We start from the raw sequence: 18,710 nt of genomic DNA on the forward strand, positions 1-18,710 counted from the left end.
CGCAAGCTTGCCCTTACGCCGCCATGCTGACAAGAAGCGCGCCGAATGCGAGATGCGAAGAGAGGAAATTCTCCCATGAAACGCTTTACGATCGGTGCGGCCGCCGCGCTCATTCTGTCGGCCTGTTCGATGGGCCAGGACGTGGAAAGCCCCGATGCCGCGCTCGATCTGCCCGATGTGGCCGACGGGACCCTGTCCGAAGAAACGATGAAGCGCGTGACCGAGCGGCTTTCTTCCGACGAATTCGAAGGGCGCGCCCCCGGCACGGCTGGCGAAGAAAAGACGATCGCCTATCTCATCGAGGAATTTGGAAAAGCTGGCCTCGAACCTGGCAACAATGGCAGCTGGGTGCAGGATGTGCCCCTGGTCGAGATTACCGGCAAGGATTTCGCACCGCTTACAATTTCAGGCGGCGACAATGGCGATATCAAGCTCAATTACGCCACCGACTGGGTCGGTGCGACATATCGCGAAGACGTGGAAACCAAACTCGATGACAGCGAGCTGGTATTCGTGGGCTACGGCATCAACGCACCGGAAAAGGGCTGGAACGATTACGAAGGCCTGGACATGAAGGGTAAGACCGCGGTCATTCTCGTCAATGATCCGGACTTCGGCGCCGAAACCCTGGACGGCCCCTTCAACGGGAAGGCGATGACCTATTACGGTCGCTGGACGTACAAATACGAAGAAGCCGGAAGGCAGGGCGCGGCGGCCGCTATCATCATCCACGACACCGAACCTGCCGCCTATGGCTGGAACGTCGTCGAAAGCAGCTGGTCGGGCCCTCAGGCATACGCCGACCGCGGCGACAATCCTCCTCCGATGACAAAGCTGAACGGCTGGGTGCAGAAGGAGAAGGCCCGTGAAATTCTCGCCGCTGCGGGTCAGGATCTCGACGATCTGATGGCTGCTGCGCGCAAGGACGATTTCAAGGCGGTCCCACTCGGCCTCAAGGCATCGACGAGCTTCCGCAACGACATTCGTACATTCGCATCCAAGAACGTGATCGGCATTCTTCCCGGTAGCGAGCGTCCCGACGAATATGTGATGCACACGGCACACTGGGATCACCTGGGCCGCTGCACGCCGGCACCCGATGGCGACGACATCTGCAACGGAGCAGTCGATAACGCCACCGGCACTGCTGCTCTCGTAGCTTTGGCCGAAGCGCACGCGAAAGCGGGGCCGACCAAACGCAGTCTCGTGTTCCTGGCGGTCACTGCCGAGGAATCCGGCTTGCTCGGTGCCGATTATTACGCTGCAAACCCGGTCTTCCCGCTCAACAAGACGGTCGGCGGTATCAACATGGATGCGTTCCTGGTGGCCGGTCCGGCGAAGGATGTGACCGTCGTTGGGCCGGGCAAATCGCAGCTCGACCTGTTCCTAGACAAGGCGCTGATGAGCGATGACCGGGTAACGACGCCCAATCCGAACCCCGAAGCGGGCTATTACTACCGCTCGGACCACTTCGCGTTCGCGAAGCGAGGCGTGCCAATGCTCTACCTCGACGGCGGCGAAGATCTCGTCGACGGGGGCAAGGAAGCGGGCGCAGCCGTCCAGGCCGATTATCGCGACAACCGTTATCACGGGCCCAAGGACGAATACGATCCGAACTGGGACTGGTCGGGCGTAATGGCCGACCTGCGCCTGTTCTATCGCATCGGCAGGATGCTTGGCGATTCGACCAGCTGGCCGAACTGGGTCGAGGGTGACGAGTTCAAGGCGACGCGCGACGAAGATTGCGCCGTCGATGGCGCGCTCTGCGGCAAGCCTGAAGCCCCATAAGCAGGAACCGATCCATGACCTTTCGGATGCCGCCCGAATGGGCGCCGCAGGACTGGCTGTGGATCGGCTTTCCTCATGATGCGAAGGAATGGCCCGACACGCTTCCACGCGCCCAAGAGCAGATCGCTGCTTTTGCGAATGCCGTTGCCGAAAGCGGTCAGGAGGTCCGCCTGCTGGTAAAGGACGGCGCCAATGAAGCGCGCGCGCGCCAGCTGGTAACCGGTAGCGTCGTTCTGGAAAAGCGTGCCTATGGCGACATCTGGCTGCGCGATACCGGTCCGCTCGTGCTGTGCCATGAGAATGGCGAGCGTTGTGCGCAGCGCTTCGGCTTCAACGGCTGGGGCGGCAAATATCTAATGGAAGGCGATCAGACGGTCGGCGCAGAACTGGCTAGGGATGCCGGCTTGCCGCTCGAGGTCGCGGACTGGATCCTGGAAGGCGGTGCGATCGACGGAGACGGTACGGGGCTGGTCGTAACGACCGAACAATGCCTGCTCAACCCCAACCGAAATCCGCAGCTTACAAAGGACGAAATCGAAGATCGATTGCGGCGCGACCTCGGCTTCGACCGTGTTCTCTGGCTGGGCGATGGACTGATCAACGATCACACCGACGGGCATGTCGACAATCTTGCCCGCTTCGTGGCTGCCAATACGCTCTGCCTACCCCGCGCGATGGGCAAAAACGATCCCAACGCCGCAATCTATGCCGATGCCAAGCAGCGTGCCGAGGATGCCAGGGTCACGGTAAAGGATATCCCTTCGCCCGGCCTCGTAACCAGCGGCGACCACGTCGAGCCGGCAAGCTATGCAAATTTCGCCATTACCAGCTATCTCGTCGTCGTGCCGACGTTCGGGAGCCCGCATGATGCGGAGGGCGTTGCGGCTATCGCTGAGCTGTTTCCCGACCGCGCGACAATCGGACTTGCCGGTGATGCCGTGCTTGCCGGCGGAGGCGGTTTCCATTGTGCAAGCCAGCAAATGCCATCGGCCGGGTGGCGGCCTTAATACTTCGTTAGGGGTTCAGGCCCAGAATGCGGCAATGGCCCATGCAATCGCACTCGCCCGCACACATTTCGCCCCGTTTCCGGTGGCGAATATCGCGCGTGCCGTGATCGTCAGCGGCTGCGGTCTTGCTCTGGCACTCGCCGGACCTATCCTCCCCTTCTGAGCGGTCAGACGATCGCCTTCCATAGCGCAGCCGCGGCTGCGCCACCGAGCACCATGCCCACGCATATGCGCCAGCTACGGTCGCCAATACGGCCCGATGCTTTGTTGCCCAGCCAGTTTCCGAGCAGCACCGCCGGAAACAGAAGCGCCGCGAGCAGGGCCAGCTTCCACTCCAGGACACCGATCGCGGCACCGCTCGCCAGACCGACACTGGATGCGCAGGTAAAGATCAGCAGCATCGATGCCTTGGCCGTTTCGCGAGGTATATCGCGCCCGACGTAATAGGGAACGACCGGCGGGCCGGGCATTCCGGCGTATCCTGTCATCAGCCCGCTAAGCAGCCCCACGCCGCCCGTTGTCGCCGGGTGGTGATGCGCGACCCTACGCCGCGGAAGGAGTATGGCCACGAACGCCGAAAGAGCGATGAAGGCAATCACGACCCGTGCGATCGCGGGGGTGGTCAGGCTCAGCGCGTAAAGCCCAACGGGCGTGGTCACCGCGACCATTGCGATGATAAACCAGGCGGATCTTTCCGCCTCGCGCAGTAGCCGCCTGATTTCGGAAACACCGATGAAAACCGAAAGGAAATTGGTCACCAGCACCGCGTGGACCGGCGAGAGGGCGAGCGCCAGGATCGGGACGATCAGTATCGCCATGCCGAAACCGGTAAGGCCGCGAACGAAAGCCGATCCGAAAGCTGCAGCCAGCGCAGCGAGTACGGCTGCGATACTGTAGCCGGCGATTACATCCATGTACCCCGCCCTTTCTGACGATTATCGCAGATCGGGCGGCGTCGCCTCGGTGCGCAGCATGTCGATGGCTTCCTCGAGGCTCATCACGCGCTGGTCCTTCTCGCCCAGCGTGCGGACCGCGACGGTGCCTTCCTCCGCCTCGCGCTTGCCGACAACCAACAGGTGCGGAACTTTCGCGAGGCTATGCTCGCGCACCTTGTAGTTGATCTTTTCGTTGCGCAGATCGCTGTCGACCCGGATCCCCGCGGCTTCCAGCTTTCCGACGGCTTCCTTGGCGTAATCGTCCGCATCGGACACGATGGTAGCGACCACCGCCTGCGTCGGGGCGAGCCAAACGGGCAGGCGACCGGCGAAATGCTCGATCAGAATGCCGATGAAGCGCTCGTACGAACCAAAGATCGCGCGGTGCAGCATGACGGGGCGATGCTTCTCCCCATCCTCTCCGACAAAGCTCGCGTCGAGACGGTCGGGCAGGACGCGGTCGGACTGGATCGTGCCGACCTGCCATGTGCGACCGATCGCGTCGGTCAGGTGCCATTCGAGCTTGGGAGCATAGAACGCCCCTTCGCCGGGCAATTCTTCCCATTCGAGGCCGTTTGCTGTCAGCGCGTCGCGCAGTTCCTGTTCGGCCTTGTCCCAATCCGCATCCGAGCCGAACCGCTGTTCCGGGCGCAGCGCAAGCTTGATGTCATAGCTGAACCCGAAATCGCGATAGACCGTATCCGCCAGCGCAAGGAAGGCCTGCACCTCCTCTACAACCTGGCCTTCCGTACAGAAGATATGCGCATCATCCTGCGTGAACTGTCGCACGCGCATCAGACCGTGGAGCGCGCCATGCGGCTCGTTGCGGTGGCAACAGCCCATCTCGCCCAGCCGGATCGGCAGGTCGCGGTAAGAGGTGATGCCTTGCTTGAACACGAGCACATGGGCCGGGCAGTTCATGGGCTTCAATGCCATCCAGTCGGCTTCACCGGAGATGACCGGACCGTCTTCCTCGGTATTGGGCACTTCGTCTGGAATAACGAACATGTTTTCGCGGTACTTGCCCCAGTGGCCGGACTGTTCCCACTGGCGCGCGTCCATCACCTGAGGCGTCTTGATCTCGCGATAGCCCGCCTTATCCATCTTGCGACGCATATAGGCTTCGAGCTGGCGCCAGATGCGATAGCCGTTGGGATGCCAGAAGACGCTGCCGTGCGCCTCTTCCTGCAAGTGGAAAAGGTCCATCTCGCGGCCCAGTTTGCGGTGATCGCGCTTGGCCGCTTCCTCCAGCCGCGTCAGATGAGCGTTGAGCTGCTTCTTGTTGAGCCAGCCGGTGCCGTAGATACGTGTGAGCTGCGCATTCCTCTGGTCGCCGCGCCAGTATGCTCCGGCGACACGCATGAGCTTGAAGGCCTGCGGGTCGAGCTTGCCCGTGCTGGCAAGGTGAGGACCGCGACACATGTCGAGCCAGTCTTCCCCCGACCAGTAAACCGTGAGTTCTTCGTTTTCCGGCAGTTCCCGCGCCCATTCCGCCTTGAAGGCCTCGCCCTCGGCCTCCCACTTGTCGATCAATTGCTGGCGGCTCCAGACTTCCCGGCGCAGGGGTTTGTCCGCCTTGATGATCTCGCGCATCTTTTCCTCGATCGCGGGAAGATCGTCCATGCTGAACGGGTCACGGTCCGCGGGCGCCTTCACATCGTAGTAAAAGCCGTCATCCGTCGATGGACCGAAAGTGATCTGCGTGCCGGGCCACAGGGCCTGCACCGCTTCTGCCAGCACATGGGCAAAATCATGGCGCGCAAGTTCAAGCGCGTCATCCTCGTCGCGGGCCGTGACGAGAGCCAGTTCGGAATCGCTCTCGAATGGACGATTGATGTCGCGCAATTCGCCATCGACGCGGGCGGCAATGGCTGCCTTCGCAAGTCCCGGCCCGATCGCGGCCGCTACGTCGGCAGGCGTGGAACCGGGCTCCATTTCACGCACCGAACCATCGGGCAGGCTAATCTTGAGAAGTTCCGTCATCGTCTCGTCCTAGGGCTCTTCGCCGTTAATTGCCGCGCCCATGGCACAAGGAGGCGCAGCCTTGAAGCGGCGTTTGCGAAGAATTCCGATTTCGGGAAGAAACGCCAACCACCCGAAACCGGGCGGCGGTGGATCGCTCAAGCCGCGACCGACCACCCCCGGTTGCCCAGGGTGGTAGTGGTAGTTGTCGTGGTCGTGATGCGCATGGGCGTCATGCCCCTCAGATAACTCCGTCGAGCTGATATCTCAACCCATATCCAGCTTGCGGCTGCCTGCGAGGGTCGTCATCCGCTTTGTTGCTACCACGCCCGCGCCCTTTTCGCGGACGCTGCCAAGGAAGCGGTATTCGCTCGTGGCGCTGCCGGGTGTAAGTTCGACGGCCATATATCCGCGGCGCGACGAATCCATCCATTGCAGCTGTGCATTGGTTGCAACTGCATCCCGGGCCAGAACATCGGGCGGGACTTGCGGAAGATAACCTTCGAAACCGGGAGAGGTTACAGACTGGCCCCCGAACTCCACACCGACCGGTGTTCCCTCGAGATCGAGATCGAAGGCCCAGGCGTTATGGGTGTCGCCGGCAAGGCTGATAAGGTTCGCATCCGCTGACAGTGCCGCTTCGAACACCCGCCGACGCGCGGCGGGATACCCATCCCATGCATCCATACTGAAGGGTACGCCTTCTGCCCCGGCCATGGCGCCGGCGAGCACCCTTTGGCGAATGTAGTCGGGCGCATCCTTGGGAAGCGCAGCAGCCAGAGATGGAGAAGAGATGAGGTTGCCCATCAAGACCTGTTGGACAAGGACCTGCCAAGTCTTGCCGGCAGCCTTCGAGCGGCTGAAGCCTTCCGCCAACCAACCCTGCTGAGCAGAACCGAGCAGTTCGCGCGCAGGATCCCTGTAGTCGCCATCACGAAAAGCAATGAGTGCCGCCTTGGCTTCCTCCGGCGAGCTGCCACCTCGCAGCACGTCACCAAGACTGAATTGCTTGGCGCGTGCCGTGAGCCGCGTTTCGAGGCGATAGAGCGTTGCGAGGTCGCCAACCTCGTATTCTGCCCATGGCTCGTCGGATACCGGCATCCATTCGCGATAGGCCTTCATCGCTGCCGCCTTGCGAACCGACCATTCGCCCTCGCTGTCGGGTTGATGGTTTTCTGCCCCCCCTTCCCAGGAATCGTTGGCGCTTTCGTGGTCGTCCCAGACCGCGATCATGGGGAAAAGCTGGTGCAATCGCCGCAGGTCCGGATCCTGCCGATACGCCGCGTACCGTTCCCGGTAATCGGCCAGCGCGACGAGTTCGTGGGAGGGCCACACGCTGCGGCCGGAAACGGTTTCGTCGGTCGAGGGATACGTACCCGGGGCGTACTCGTAAAAATAGTCGCCAAGGTGCAGCACACAGTCGAAGTTGCCGTCTGCCGCGGCATGGGCATAGGCGTTGAACCAGCCAAAGCCGATGTTCGCGCAGGAGAACACAGCCATGCGAAAACGATCGGCTGGCCCCTCGGGCAGTGTGCGGGTGCGGCCGATGTCGGAAATGCTGCCGTCCGGCGCAATGAACCGGAAATAATACGACTCTGCCGGCTCGAGGCCTTCGGCAAAGGTCTTGCAGCACCAGTCGTTCTCTGCCCTCGCGGTGATTGAGCCACCGGCAATCTTGCGGGTGAAATCAACCGAATCGCTGACCTCGAACTCCAGCGGCGTATCCTGATCGGCTTGGAAACGGGTCCACAACAATACGCGATCAGGTCCAGGCTCGCCGCTGGCCACACCATGCGTAAAGCCGCGTCCCGGCTGGCTTGCAGAAAGGGGGGCAGCAAGCATGCCGGAACCCAGCAAGCCGGCCTTTAAGAGGCTGCGGCGGTCAAGTGCGGGAAGCTTCGGCGAAGCGGGGGGCTCAGTGGCAGTCATGAAATCTCCTCGTCTCGCGTCTGCCTGCGCCTCATGGCCATGTCATGACAAGCCAAAAACCACGCGCGGAAAGGTCACGCGTCACTTTGTCAACTTTGCTTGACATGCCCCTAGGATGGTGACAAATAGCCTTTACACGATGAAAAGGAGAGTTGTCATGAATCCCAGAGTGCGCAATCTAGTTTGGGCTGCCGCGGTCTTGTGTATCGCCTTGCTCAATATCTTCGACATACTGCCGGACTGGTCGACCTTCCTCGCCATATTCACGCTCCCCCTGCTTGCGGTACTCAACCGTCGTAAAGGCAATACCGATTGCGGGGTGTGCGCGCTGAAACAGTGACCGGGTCCGCCCGATTCCAATTCGTTCGAAATCCCACAGTTCTGGAGACCACAACCATGAAAGTTCGCCGGATAGCCCTTGCCTATGGTTCGCTGATCATTGCAGCCGCCATGTTGATGGTGCATCTCGAAGTGTCTGACGGTATCGCATTGACCGTCACCATCGGCCTTGCCGTCATTGCCCTGACCCACATGCGTAAGGTCGGCGGCCGCTCGTGCGAGAGCGTGTCTTGAGCGCGGCATCGGGTGATCGGCCTCGGGGCCGTTCTCCCTATCTCTGGGTTGTGCTCTATCTGGTCGCCATAGGGATAGTTGGCACTCTCAAGCTCACCGATGCAATTAACGGGCCGACAGGCTTCATCCTGCTTGCACTGGCCACCGGCCTGCTGATTCCGATCGCGCGGCAGCGCACAGCCGGCTGTGCGAGCAAGGCGATGGTGGACTATAATCGTCGTGTGCTGGTCAGCAGCTTCGGCTATGCGCTCGGACTGGGCATCGCGGTCACCCTGTGGGACAACTACGAATTGTCCCGTCCGGTCGTGTTCGCAATCTCGCTATTGCCCACCCTGCCCACTTTCGGCGTGATCTGGGCGATGGCCCGCTACCTTGCCGAAGAGCAGGATGAGTATCTCCGGCACCGCACGATCATGGCTGCGCTGATTGCACTTGGCCTTGTGCTGGCGCTGGGCATCTTCTGGGGCTTCCTGGAAATGTTCGAACTGGTGCCGCATGTCTGGGCGTGGTGGGTCTTGCCAGTCTGGGCCATCGGCCTGGGCTTCGCACAGCTTTGGCAAAAGGTGCGCGACGCATGAAGAACCGCCTCAAGGTCCTGCGCGCCGAGCGGGACTGGAGCCAGCAGGATCTCGCGGCGCGACTGGAAGTGTCGCGCCAAAGCGTCAACGCCATCGAAACCGGACGCTACGACCCATCCCTGCCGCTGGCCTTTCGTATTGCCGACATCTTCGACATGACGATCGAGGAAATCTTCCTGCGTGAAGAAGAACCGCGCGCCGATTGACACTGGCTCTCCGATCCCCGACCACGCGGCGGGGATCGGAGGTCATTGATTATGCAGGGGTCGCAGGACTTGGAAGGCAGTGACAGCGCCTTCGTTTTCGAAGGTAATTGGAAGGATTTCGCGCGGATCGCGCTGCCCAACCTTCTGCTGACCATCGTGACGCTGGGCATTTACCGGTTCTGGGCGACTGCGCGCGAACGCCGTTATCTGTGGTCGCGGACGCGCTTCGTCGATGAACACCTTGAATGGGCCGGCACCGGCATGGAACTATTTCTCGGCTTCGTGATGGTCATCCTGCTGTTCGGCCTGCCCTATTTCGGGTTGAGCTTCGTGGCACAGGCACTGATCGCTCGCGGATACGAAGCCATCGGCGCCGGACTCGGGGCAATCGCCCTCGTATCGATTTTCTATCTGGGCGGGGTCGCCCGCTTCCGCGCACTTCGTTATCGCCTGTCGCGGACCCGCTGGCGCAGCATACGTGGCGGCAGCGACAGCGGCGGTTTCCTTTTTGGCCTGTCCTACATGTGGAAGACGATGGTCGGCTGGCTTCCGCTCGGACTGCTCATCCCCTGGTCGATGACAAGCCTCTGGAACGAGCGCTGGAGCAAGATGAGCTTCGGTCCGTTCGCCTTCGAGGCCGACGCGGAAGCGGGCGGGGTCTTCGCGCGTTTCCTGCTGTTTTATCTGGCACCGTTCGTGATGTTCGTCGGAATGCTGATCATGGGCGGCATGGGCATGCTTGCCGGTTACGGAATCGGCGGCGAGAATGGGAGGGCCATCGGCGGCATAGTCGGGGTCATCGGCATCGTCCTGTTCTTCTATCTCGGCCTCGGCCTGATCGCGGTTGCGTTCTATGCGAAATTCTATCGCGAAGTGGTGGGGGCGACACGGTGGCGCTCGCTTCATTTCAGTTTCGAGGCATCGACCATGGATTGGGTCAAGCTGCTGATCGGCGATGCACTGCTAGTTGTTTTCACGCTGGGCCTGGGCTTCGTTTTCCTATCCTATCGCCACTGGAAGTTCTTCATGACGCATCTCGAGGCGGGCGGAGAAATTCTCCTCGACGAGCTGACCCAGTCGCAAACCAGGACCGCCAAGCATGGCGAAGGCCTGCTCGACGCTTTCGACATGGGCGCGATCTGAACCGATGGATGATGCCTTCGAAGTTCCTGCTGAATGGTACGACGGCACGAATGCGCTGCGGCATTCGGGGGTGCTGCGGTGGGATGGTCGGGGCGGCCTGTCGCTTCAGGCAAGTAGCTCCCGGGTCGATCTGAACGCAGCCGATCTGCGGTTTGGCGATACACGTACGGACCGCACCCTCTATCGCCGCGAGAGCGTCCCCGATTTTCGTTTGGTTCTGCCAAACGACCTACCGCCCGGCCTCGCCTCGCAGCTTCCGGGGAAGAGCGAATACGGGGCGTGGGTAGACAAGCTTGGTCTTGGCAAAGCCGCCGCGATTTTCACTGTTGTGAGCGTGGCCGCCGTGGCTTTGTTCATGACTGCACCAGACTGGCTCGGCCCGCGCATTCCGGCCAGCTGGGAGCGCAACATCGGCGAGGCGATGGTCGGCGATTTCGGCGGTCGGATATGCCATACGCCAGAGGGTGATGCCGCCCTCGCCAAACTGTTGGGGAAAGTCGATCCGGCAAGAGAGAAGGTCCGAGCCGGGATTGCGAACATGGACATGGTCAATGCGATAGCATTGCCAGGGGGGCAGGTACTGCTCTTCGATGGCCTGGTCCAGCAGGCCGAATCTCCAGAGGAACTTGCGGGCGTCTTGGCCCACGAAGTCGGCCATGTACGCGAACGGCATGTCATGACGGCGCTGCTGAGGCAGTTCGGTCTGTCTGTTCTGCTCGCAGGCGCGGATTCGGGGCTCACCAATGGGGCGGTCGGGCTGGCGTCGATGGGCTATTCGCGCGATGCCGAACGCGAAGCCGACGATTATGCGCGAGTACGCATGGCGCAGAGCGACATATCGCCTTTGGGCGCAGCCAGTTTCTTCGAGCGTATGGCCAAAGAGCATGGCGACGAGGATAACTCTCCTGCCCTGCTCGGCTGGATAGCCAGCCATCCCTCGTCGAACGAGCGCGCGAAAGCCTATCGTGACGCGGCGGGCGGAAGAACGGCTTACCCGCCTGCCATTACCGATGATGAGTTCGAAGCGCTGAAGATCATGTGTGCCGACGACCCGGACGTCGAGGAATTCGAGTTCTTCTGAAAGACTTGCAATCGCCAGGTTGCGGGCCGACATCGCCCGCCATGTTCGACACCAAGCAGTTCACCATGCCCGACGGGCGACGCATCGCCTATCGCCATATCCGTGGGACCGGCCCCGCTCTGGTCTTCCTGCCCGGCTACATGTCCGACATGGCAGGCGGCAAGGCCACCGCCATGTTCGACTGGGCCCGTCGGCAGGGCCGGGCCTGCCTGCTGTTCGATTATTCCGGATGCGGTCAGAGCGGTGGCAGCTTTGCTGACGGAACCCTGTCGAGGTGGAGAGAGGAGGTCCTAGCGCTGATCGACGCGAAAATCGAAGGACAGGTCGTGATCGTCGGATCGTCGATGGGCGGCTGGCTGATGCTGCTCGCCGGCATGGAACTGAGCGACAGGCTGGCAGGCTTGGTCGGAATTGCTCCTGCACCCGATTTCACCGAATGGGGCCGTTCCGATACGGACAAGGACAAGCTCGCAGCAGGCGAGACCGTCTATGACGACAATCCCTATGGCCCCGAACCGACGCCGACGCATCCGGGCTTCTTCGCCGATGGACAGTCGCAATTGCTGCTGGGCAGCGAAATACCCATCGAAGCGCCCGTTCGGCTGATCCACGGGCAGAGAGATGACGATGTGCCGTGGGATATCAGCACGCGCCTTGCCGAAGCGCTCCGTTCGGACGACATACAGGTCACCTTGATAAAGGACGGCGATCACCGGCTGTCGCGCGATCAGGACATCGCCCTGATATTGCAAACGGTCGAAGCGCTTTCGAAAGGCCCTTCATGATTGCCTCTGCCCTTGCCTTGCTGCTCATGCAGGTCGGCCCTGCACCCACCAGCACCACATTTCCCGACATTCCGGACGAAACGCGCGAACGAGCGCGCCAGACAAATGCGGAAAATGCGCCCGCGACCGCCCATGCGGCTAGCGGAAAGCTTGCTGAATGCGTGACGATGGCGGCCGAAGATGCCGAGGCGGCCAGCGACATGGCGCAGAAATGGCGCGAAACCGCCGAAACCCAGCTTGAGCTCGCCCAGTCGGCTCATTGCCTGGGTCTGGCGCTTGTAAGACTGGACGACTTTGAAGGGGCGCAGCAGGCCTTCGATCTGGCTGCCGGGGAAGTTCCTGACGGCGCACCGGCCTATCAGGCAAGGCTTTCGGCCATGTCTGGCAATGCTGCCATGGCTCAGGGCAAACCGGCCATTGGCGAACTCGCGTTCGGTCGGGCAGTCAGCTATGCTGCAGAGGCAGGCGATACCGTACTTTCTGCCAGCGTTTCGGTCGACCGTGCACGGGCGCTGGTTGCATTGGGTCGTAACGATGAAGCGGCGAAAGCCCTGGCAGAAGCGCGAACCAGCGATCCGGCCAATGCCCGCGCCTGGCTGCTTTCGGCTACCCTCTCGCGCCGCCTCGAACGCTTGGGAGAGGCGCAGGAGCAGATTGCTCAAGCCGCAACGCTTGCCCCGCAGGACCCCGCGGTTGGCCTGGAAGCAGGCGTGATCGCCGCGCTATCGGGCAGGGAAGAAGAGGCCCGCCGCAGTTTCGATTCCGTCCTCCTGGTTGCGCCCGAGAGCGATGAAGCCACGCGTGCCCGAGCCTATCTGGAGCAATTGAAACCGTGACCGATTTTTCCATTCTCGACCTCGTCCCGGTCCGCCAGGGCGGCACATTGGGAGAGGCGTTCGACGCCGCCACGACGCTTGCCAGAACGGCGGAAAAAGTGGGTTGCAAGCGTTTCTGGGTGGCCGAACACCACGCCATGGAAGGCATCGCGGGCGGGGCGACATCCGTGGTTCTCGCGCATATCGGCAATGCGACGTCGACCATCCGTATCGGATCGGGCGGCATCATGCTGCCCAATCACACGCCTTTCCAGATCGCCGAACAGTTCGGAACGCTCGATGCATTGTTTCCGGGCCGTATTGATTTAGGTCTCGGCCGCGCCCCGGGCGCCGGGCCCGAGCTGCAGCGCGCGTTGCGGAAGGATCTCCACCGGGCTGCCGAAATGTTTCCGCAGGACGTGGTGGAGCTCATGGCGTTCATGGCGGGCGAAACGACAATTCACCCCACCCCCGGACTAGGCGCGAAACCCGAATTCTGGATGCTGGGATCGAGCCTGTTCGGCGCGCAACTCGCCGCGAAGCTGGGCATGCCTTATGCTTTTGCCAGCCATTTTGCCCCGGATCATCTCGATGGGGCGCTCGAGCTTTATCGGCGCGATTTTCAGCCGTCCGAAGCATGGGAAAAACCGCATGTCATGGCTGCGATGAACCTGTTCGTCGCCGATACGCAGGACGAGGCGGATTACCTCGCCAGTTCGCAATTGCAGGCGTTCGTATCGCTGCGCACGGGCAAACCGGGCAAGCTTCCGCCGCCCGTCCGCGATTATCGTGGCAGCCTTCCTTCGCAGGCCCAGGCGATGCTGGCCCATATCGGCCAGGCGAGTGCGACCGGAACTCCGCAACAGGCGGCCGACACGGTTCGCGCCTTTATCGACCGTACAGGGGCCGACGAGATTATATTCGGCGGTAGCATGTACGATCCGCAAGCGCGCAACCGTTCGCTCGAGCTCGCAATGGACGCGCTCGGAAGTTAGGCATGCCGTAACGGCGGGGCAGTTCGGCGTAATGCTCGCATACGTTTGCGAAATTTGCGTTGTGCCACCTTGATAGCCGTTTCCAACCGGCCTAGGCGCGGCGCGCAGGTCGTGGCGCGCACGACTCGGATATTTCCCGGCGCCGAAATGATCATGCGCCGCAAGGAGAGAGGCCCCTCATGGGTTCGAAGACTGCAGCACTTCCCGGAAAGCTTCAAAACGCCATTACCGAAAGGATGCGGCTTTCGCTGTTGAGCGGCGATACCCCTTTCGAAAAGGCGCGCCTTGCCGATGCCGCCGCATTCGTGGGTGCGCTGGCAGCGGACCGGACTCTGGGCCGATCTTCCATGGCGATCGAAAGCGTGAGCGACGAGCGTCGCCTGACGCGCATTGCCATCGTCAATGACGACATGCCCTTCCTCGTGGATTCGGTGGCCGCCTCCATCGCGGCGCTTGGCCTGTCGATCGACCGGCTCGTCCATCCCGTCATTCCCGTCGAACGGGACAAAAAGGGATTGCTTACCGGCATTCCCGACGGCGATCCGGAAGATGCCTATTGGGAATCGATGATCTACATCGAAGCCGCGCGCGTCGATGCCAAGACCCGCCGCCAGCTCCAGGAAAGCCTCAAGGAAACGCTCGCCGACGTCCGGGCTGCCGTCACCGACTGGGCCGACGTGCAGGAGGCCATGTCCGCAGACGCCGCACGCATCCGCGAGAGCGATGAAGAAGGTGCAGAGCTTCTCGAATGGTTGAATTCGGGGATGCTGACCCAGCTCGGCCATGTCATCCAGATGCGCGATGGCAGCCAGCAGGATGCTCGCGGTATTTGCCGCAAGAGCGCGAAAGAATTGCTGGCCCAGGCATCGTTCGAGCGCGCGTTCGACTGGTTCGACAAGGGCAAGGATGGGCGCAAGCTGCTTATCATCAAGGCCAATCACCTGAGCAATGTGCACCGCCGCGTGCCGCTGGATCTGTTTATCGTGCCGGTCGAAGAAGGCGGCAAGGTCGTGGCCCTTTCGGTTCACGCAGGGGTTTGGACAAGCGCCGCACTGGCCGCACCGCCCCGCAGCGTTCCACGCCTGCGCCGTCAGCTCGATGCGCTGCGCGAACGCCATGGCTTCGACGAAACAGGGCATGCCGGCAAGGCGCTGGTTCATGCCCTGACCACGCTTCCTCACGATCTCCTCATCGGGTTCTCCGAAGAGGATGTCGAACGTGTCGCGACGACGATGATGAGCCTCGTCGATCGGCCGCGCCCGCGTCTCGCTCTGGTCGAGGCCCCGCTGGCCCGTCACCTTTTCGCCTTCGTCTGGTTGCCACGCGACATGGTGGCCACACAGGTTCGCCTCGAAATCCAGGCTCTGCTGGAAGAGGCCGCCGCGGCGCGTCTGCTCGACTGGAGCCTCGAGGTGGAAGGCGGAAATCTCGCCACGATCCGCTTCGTGTTCGACATCCGTGACGGCATAGAAGCGCCCGACGAAGCGAAGCTCGAAGAGCAGATGCAGACCCTCCTGCGCGGTTGGAGCGAGGCTGTGGAAGCCGAACTCGGCGCGCTCGAGGATCCGACGCGCGCGGCTGGCCTTGCCCTGCGTTTCGCCGAACATTTTCCCACTGGTTTCCGCGGCCGCTTCGGTCCGCACGAAGCCGCGCTCGATATTGCTCGCCTGCATGACCTGGGGGCCAGCGTTGAAAGCGAGGAAATCGTGCGCGGCGCCCGGTTGTGCTTCGGCGAGGCTGAAGACAAGGGCACGCTGCGCCTGAAACTGTATCAATCCGAAGGCAGCCTGCCACTGTCGGAAGGCGTTCCTGCGCTGGAGGATTTCGGATTTTACGTTCAGTCCGAAATGCCCACCGTGCTGGACGAGGGCCGTCTTGGCACGATCCACGATTTCCTGCTCGATCTGAAACCGGGCGCCGATCCCAAGGCGCTGATCGACCGTTCCTCGGCAATCGAGGAAGCCATCGCTGCAGTACTGAATGCCGAGGCGGAAAACGATCCGTTCAACCGCCTGGTCCCCGAAGCGGGACTGTCGGCTCGCGAAGCGAACTGGCTGCGCGCCTTCTATCGCTATCTGCGCCAGGTCGGGATGAGCTTCACGATCTACACCGTGGTCGATGCGCTTGCAGCTGCGCCCGACGTGACGCGTGCGCTGGTGGCCCTGTTCACCGCACGTCACGATCCCGAATTCGGCAATGCTCGCGACGAAGCGATCGCGGAAGCGCGGGCGGCGATCAAGCGGGGCCTGTCCAAGGTCAAGGCGATCAATGACGACCGTCTGCTGCGCCTGTACAACTCGCTGATCGATGCGATCCTGCGAACCAACGCATTCGCACCGGCTGCGCATGAAGCGCTCGCCTTCAAGATCGATTCGGCAAAGGTCCCGAACCTGCCCAAGCCGGTCCCCTATCGCGAAATCTTCGTCTATTCCCGTCGGGTGGAAGGCATCCACCTGCGCAGCGGGCCGGTTGCCCGCGGCGGGTTGCGCTGGTCTGACCGGCGCGACGACTTCCGCACGGAAATTCTCGGGTTGATGAAAGCCCAGCGTGTGAAGAACGCGGTGATCGTTCCGACCGGCGCCAAGGGCGGTTTCTATCCGAAGCAGCTCCCGAACCCGGCCATCGATCGCGGAGCCTGGGCGGCCGAGGGTCGCGGCAGCTACGAAACCTTTATTCGCACATTGCTGTCGGTCACCGACAACATCGTCGACGACAAGGTCGTTCATCCCGAACACGTGGTCATTACCGATGGCGAGGATCCATATTTCGTTGTCGCCGCCGACAAGGGCACGGCAACCTTTTCGGACATCGCAAATGCGATTGCCGAATCGAGGGATTTTTGGCTCGACGACGCTTTCGCCAGCGGCGGCTCGAAAGGATACGACCACAAGGCCATGGGTATCACCGCCCGCGGCGCGTGGGTCAGTGTACAGCGCCACTTCCGCGAGATGGGCATCGATGTGCAAAACGAAAGCATCGAGGTTGTCGGTTGCGGCGACATGTCGGGCGACGTGTTCGGCAATGGCATGCTGCTGTCCAAGGCCATCAAGCTTGTCGCAGCATTCGACCATCGCCACATTTTTCTCGATCCGGACCCGGACCCGGCAGCAAGCTGGAAGGAACGTCAGCGCCTGTTCGCTCTCCCGCGCTCAAGCTGGGAAGATTACGATAGCAGCCTGATTTCCAAAGGTGGCGGGGTCTTCCCGCGCGATACCAAGAGCATCAAGCTGTCCAAGGTGATGCAGGCTAAGCTGGGTATCGACCAATCGGCGATCGAACCGGAAGCCCTGATTTCCGCCATTCTCAAAGCGCCAGTGGACCTCATTTGGTTCGGCGGCATCGGCACATACATCAAGGCCAGCCAAGAAAATAACGTCCAGGTAGGCGATCCTGCAAACGACGCCCTGCGCGTGGATGCGGCCGATGTGAAAGCCAAGGTCATCGGAGAAGGCGCCAATCTGGGCATTACCCAAGCAGCCCGCATCGAATTTTCGCTGCATGGCGGGCGCTGCAACACCGATTTCATCGATAACTCGGCCGGGGTCGATTGCTCCGATAACGAGGTCAATATCAAGATCGCACTGGCCGCGGCCAAGCGGTCGGGCAAGCTGAGCGAACCCAAGCGTGTGGCGCTGCTCGAATCGATGACCGACGAGGTCGCCGAGATCGTGCTGGAGGATAACCGCCTGCAAGCGCTGGCGCTTTCAATCGCCGAACAGGGCGGCGCTGGCGCGGTACCGCCCCAGCTGCGCCTGATCGAGGCCCTGGAAGATCGCGGGGCGCTGGACCGCCAGACGGAAGGTCTCGCATCGAGCGAGGCTCTGGGGCGCAGAACGTCGGAAGGCATGGGCCTGACCCGGCCTGAACTGGCTGTGTTGCTCTCCTCGACCAAACTGGTGCTGCAGGAGGCCATCGAACAGAGCAGCCTCCCAGACGATCCGAGCGTAGCCGATCTGCTGCTCGACTACTTCCCATCCGCGATGCGCAAGAAGTTCAAGGCGCAGATCGAAGGGCACCAGCTGCGGCGTGAAATCATCGCAACTGCGCTGGCCAACCGCTTCGTCAATCGCATGGGCTTCGTGCATCCTTTCGAATTGTCGGAAGAAGAAGGTGTCGGCCTGGCTAACGTGACCGCGGCGTTCATCGTGGCAGACAGGCTCTTCGGCGCGAGTGAACTGTGGGCGGAGCTTGAAACGGCTGCCATGCCCGAAGATGTTCGCATCTACCTTTTCCGCCATATGGCCGGCGCGCTTCGCAGCCAGATGGCCGATCTCATCCGGGTCGGCGCCAGCACCATTCCTCCGGGCGAACTGATCACCAGCCTTCAGGACCGCGTGAAGCGCCTTATGACGGGATCGGAAGAATTGCTGACCGACGCATCGATCAGGCAGTCCAACAAGCTGCGCGCGGAATTCGTCGACATGGGCGCTCCTGACAAGCTCGCCGCTCGCGTCACCCACCTCTATGAACTGGACGGCGCGGTTGGTCTGGCTTCTCTCTCGCGCAGTGGCGAGATCGACGTGCGGGAACTCACCGCTGCGTTCACCGATCTGGGCGAACGCATTGGCCTCGACTGGGCGCAGAGCACGTCGGCCATGATGAACCCCTCCGATGTATGGGAACGTCTGCTTGTCGCCGGCCTTTCGCGCGACTTCCAGCAGATGCGGCTCGAGTTCCTGCGCCGGCTCTCGCGGCGCAAGGATGCGAAGAAGGATCCGGTCGGTACCGTTGCCATCTGGGCGGAAGAACATGCCGCCGCAATCCGCCAGTTCCGCACCATGGTCGGGCGCGCGCAGGCCCAGGGTGAAGTCGCTCCGGCCACGCTAGCGCAGGTGGCCAGTATGGCTCGCAACCTGCTGGCTCGATAGGACTGAGCTTGACCGGCTGGCGTTTTCGCGCCAGCCAGCGCGGCA

General features: G+C 61.9%; 16 protein-coding genes. 13 read left to right on the forward strand and 3 right to left on the reverse strand.

Annotation, left to right across the window (positions count from 1 at the left end; all coding sequences use genetic code 11):
• Positions 1-75: 75 nt before the first annotated feature.
• Genes K3177_RS01690 through K3177_RS15415 form a run of 3 tightly spaced genes read left to right on the forward strand, consistent with a single transcriptional unit; the run spans position 76 to position 2,958 of the window.
• A complete protein-coding gene (locus K3177_RS01690) occupies positions 76-1,788 on the forward strand; it encodes a M28 family metallopeptidase (protein WP_221596617.1) in 1,713 nt (570 codons plus the stop codon).
• Between the two features lie 14 nt (positions 1,789-1,802).
• Positions 1,803-2,795 carry an agmatine deiminase family protein gene (locus tag K3177_RS01695; RefSeq protein ID WP_221596618.1) on the forward strand — a complete coding sequence of 331 codons (993 nt, stop codon included), beginning with the start codon at positions 1,803-1,805 and terminating at the stop codon, positions 2,793-2,795.
• A 34-nt stretch (positions 2,796-2,829) separates the two neighbouring features.
• A complete protein-coding gene (locus K3177_RS15415) occupies positions 2,830-2,958 on the forward strand; it encodes a hypothetical protein (protein WP_282099628.1) in 129 nt (42 codons plus the stop codon).
• A 4-nt stretch (positions 2,959-2,962) separates the two neighbouring features.
• Here K3177_RS15415 and K3177_RS01700 read toward each other — a convergent pair whose 3' ends face one another.
• From K3177_RS01700 to K3177_RS01710, 3 genes are all read right to left on the reverse strand, one after another.
• Positions 2,963-3,709, reverse strand: coding sequence for a sulfite exporter TauE/SafE family protein (locus K3177_RS01700; RefSeq protein ID WP_221596619.1), 747 nt, complete (start codon positions 3,707-3,709; stop codon positions 2,963-2,965).
• Between the two features lie 21 nt (positions 3,710-3,730).
• Positions 3,731-5,713, reverse strand: a complete 1,983-nt coding sequence (gene thrS, locus K3177_RS01705; protein WP_221596620.1) for a threonine--tRNA ligase — start codon at positions 5,711-5,713, stop codon at positions 3,731-3,733.
• 246 nt (positions 5,714-5,959) lie between these two features.
• A complete protein-coding gene (locus K3177_RS01710; protein WP_221596621.1) occupies positions 5,960-7,621 on the reverse strand; it encodes an alkaline phosphatase D family protein in 1,662 nt (553 codons plus the stop codon).
• A gap of 157 nt (positions 7,622-7,778) precedes the next feature.
• On the opposite strand from K3177_RS01710, the gene K3177_RS01715 reads away from it, so the two are divergent.
• The 10 genes from K3177_RS01715 (at position 7,779) to K3177_RS01760 (ending at position 18,665) form a co-directional block, all read left to right on the forward strand.
• The gene (locus tag K3177_RS01715) at positions 7,779-7,961 is read left to right on the forward strand and encodes a hypothetical protein (RefSeq protein WP_221596622.1); all 183 of its coding nucleotides are present in this window, start codon (positions 7,779-7,781) and stop codon (positions 7,959-7,961) included.
• 56 nt (positions 7,962-8,017) lie between these two features.
• Complete coding sequence (locus K3177_RS01720; protein WP_158246634.1) at positions 8,018-8,194, forward strand: hypothetical protein; 177 nt, start codon at positions 8,018-8,020, stop codon at positions 8,192-8,194.
• The gene (locus K3177_RS01725; RefSeq protein WP_345725334.1) at positions 8,176-8,772 is read left to right on the forward strand and encodes a hypothetical protein; all 597 of its coding nucleotides are present in this window, start codon (positions 8,176-8,178) and stop codon (positions 8,770-8,772) included. Before K3177_RS01720 ends, K3177_RS01725 begins: the two co-directional genes overlap by 19 nt.
• Complete coding sequence (locus K3177_RS01730) at positions 8,769-8,978, forward strand: helix-turn-helix transcriptional regulator (RefSeq protein WP_196847165.1); 210 nt, start codon at positions 8,769-8,771, stop codon at positions 8,976-8,978. Before K3177_RS01725 ends, K3177_RS01730 begins: the two co-directional genes overlap by 4 nt.
• A gap of 51 nt (positions 8,979-9,029) precedes the next feature.
• The gene (locus K3177_RS01735; RefSeq protein WP_221596623.1) at positions 9,030-10,121 is read left to right on the forward strand and encodes a YjgN family protein; all 1,092 of its coding nucleotides are present in this window, start codon (positions 9,030-9,032) and stop codon (positions 10,119-10,121) included.
• Positions 10,078-11,202, forward strand: coding sequence for a M48 family metallopeptidase (locus K3177_RS01740; RefSeq protein ID WP_221596624.1), 1,125 nt, complete (start codon positions 10,078-10,080; stop codon positions 11,200-11,202). Before K3177_RS01735 ends, K3177_RS01740 begins: the two co-directional genes overlap by 44 nt.
• A 41-nt stretch (positions 11,203-11,243) precedes the next feature.
• Positions 11,244-11,987 carry an alpha/beta fold hydrolase gene (locus K3177_RS01745; RefSeq protein ID WP_221596625.1) on the forward strand — a complete coding sequence of 248 codons (744 nt, stop codon included), beginning with the start codon at positions 11,244-11,246 and terminating at the stop codon, positions 11,985-11,987.
• The gene (locus tag K3177_RS01750) at positions 11,984-12,823 is read left to right on the forward strand and encodes a tetratricopeptide repeat protein (protein WP_221596626.1); all 840 of its coding nucleotides are present in this window, start codon (positions 11,984-11,986) and stop codon (positions 12,821-12,823) included. The genes K3177_RS01745 and K3177_RS01750 overlap by 4 nt, the downstream gene beginning before the upstream one ends.
• Positions 12,820-13,797, forward strand: a complete 978-nt coding sequence (locus K3177_RS01755) for an LLM class flavin-dependent oxidoreductase (RefSeq protein WP_221596628.1) — start codon at positions 12,820-12,822, stop codon at positions 13,795-13,797. The genes K3177_RS01750 and K3177_RS01755 overlap by 4 nt, the downstream gene beginning before the upstream one ends.
• A gap of 179 nt (positions 13,798-13,976) precedes the next feature.
• Positions 13,977-18,665, forward strand: a complete 4,689-nt coding sequence (locus K3177_RS01760; RefSeq protein WP_221596629.1) for an NAD-glutamate dehydrogenase — start codon at positions 13,977-13,979, stop codon at positions 18,663-18,665.
• The last annotated feature ends 45 nt before the right edge of the window (positions 18,666-18,710 follow it).

The organism is Qipengyuania pacifica, from assembly GCF_019711555.1.
Classification (GTDB): domain Bacteria; phylum Pseudomonadota; class Alphaproteobacteria; order Sphingomonadales; family Sphingomonadaceae; genus Qipengyuania; species Qipengyuania pacifica.

Excerpts from the sequence above, each read along its gene's own strand:
- K3177_RS01710 (WP_221596621.1), bottom strand. The coding sequence starts at position 7,621 with ATGACTGCCACTGAGCCCCCCGCTTCGCCGAAGCTTCCCGCACTTGAC.
- K3177_RS01715 (WP_221596622.1), top strand. The coding sequence starts at position 7,779 with ATGAATCCCAGAGTGCGCAATCTAGTTTGGGCTGCCGCGGTCTTGTGT.
- thrS (WP_221596620.1), bottom strand. The coding sequence starts at position 5,713 with ATGACGGAACTTCTCAAGATTAGCCTGCCCGATGGTTCGGTGCGTGAA.
- K3177_RS15415 (WP_282099628.1), top strand. The coding sequence starts at position 2,830 with ATGGCCCATGCAATCGCACTCGCCCGCACACATTTCGCCCCGTTTCCG.
- K3177_RS01740 (WP_221596624.1), top strand. The coding sequence starts at position 10,078 with ATGGCGAAGGCCTGCTCGACGCTTTCGACATGGGCGCGATCTGAACCG.
- K3177_RS01695 (WP_221596618.1), top strand. The coding sequence starts at position 1,803 with ATGACCTTTCGGATGCCGCCCGAATGGGCGCCGCAGGACTGGCTGTGG.
- K3177_RS01690 (WP_221596617.1), top strand. The coding sequence starts at position 76 with ATGAAACGCTTTACGATCGGTGCGGCCGCCGCGCTCATTCTGTCGGCC.
- K3177_RS01735 (WP_221596623.1), top strand. The coding sequence starts at position 9,030 with ATGCAGGGGTCGCAGGACTTGGAAGGCAGTGACAGCGCCTTCGTTTTC.
- K3177_RS01745 (WP_221596625.1), top strand. The coding sequence starts at position 11,244 with ATGTTCGACACCAAGCAGTTCACCATGCCCGACGGGCGACGCATCGCC.
- K3177_RS01700 (WP_221596619.1), bottom strand. The coding sequence starts at position 3,709 with ATGGATGTAATCGCCGGCTACAGTATCGCAGCCGTACTCGCTGCGCTG.
- K3177_RS01720 (WP_158246634.1), top strand. The coding sequence starts at position 8,018 with ATGAAAGTTCGCCGGATAGCCCTTGCCTATGGTTCGCTGATCATTGCA.
- K3177_RS01760 (WP_221596629.1), top strand. The coding sequence starts at position 13,977 with ATGGGTTCGAAGACTGCAGCACTTCCCGGAAAGCTTCAAAACGCCATT.
- K3177_RS01750 (WP_221596626.1), top strand. The coding sequence starts at position 11,984 with ATGATTGCCTCTGCCCTTGCCTTGCTGCTCATGCAGGTCGGCCCTGCA.
- K3177_RS01730 (WP_196847165.1), top strand. The coding sequence starts at position 8,769 with ATGAAGAACCGCCTCAAGGTCCTGCGCGCCGAGCGGGACTGGAGCCAG.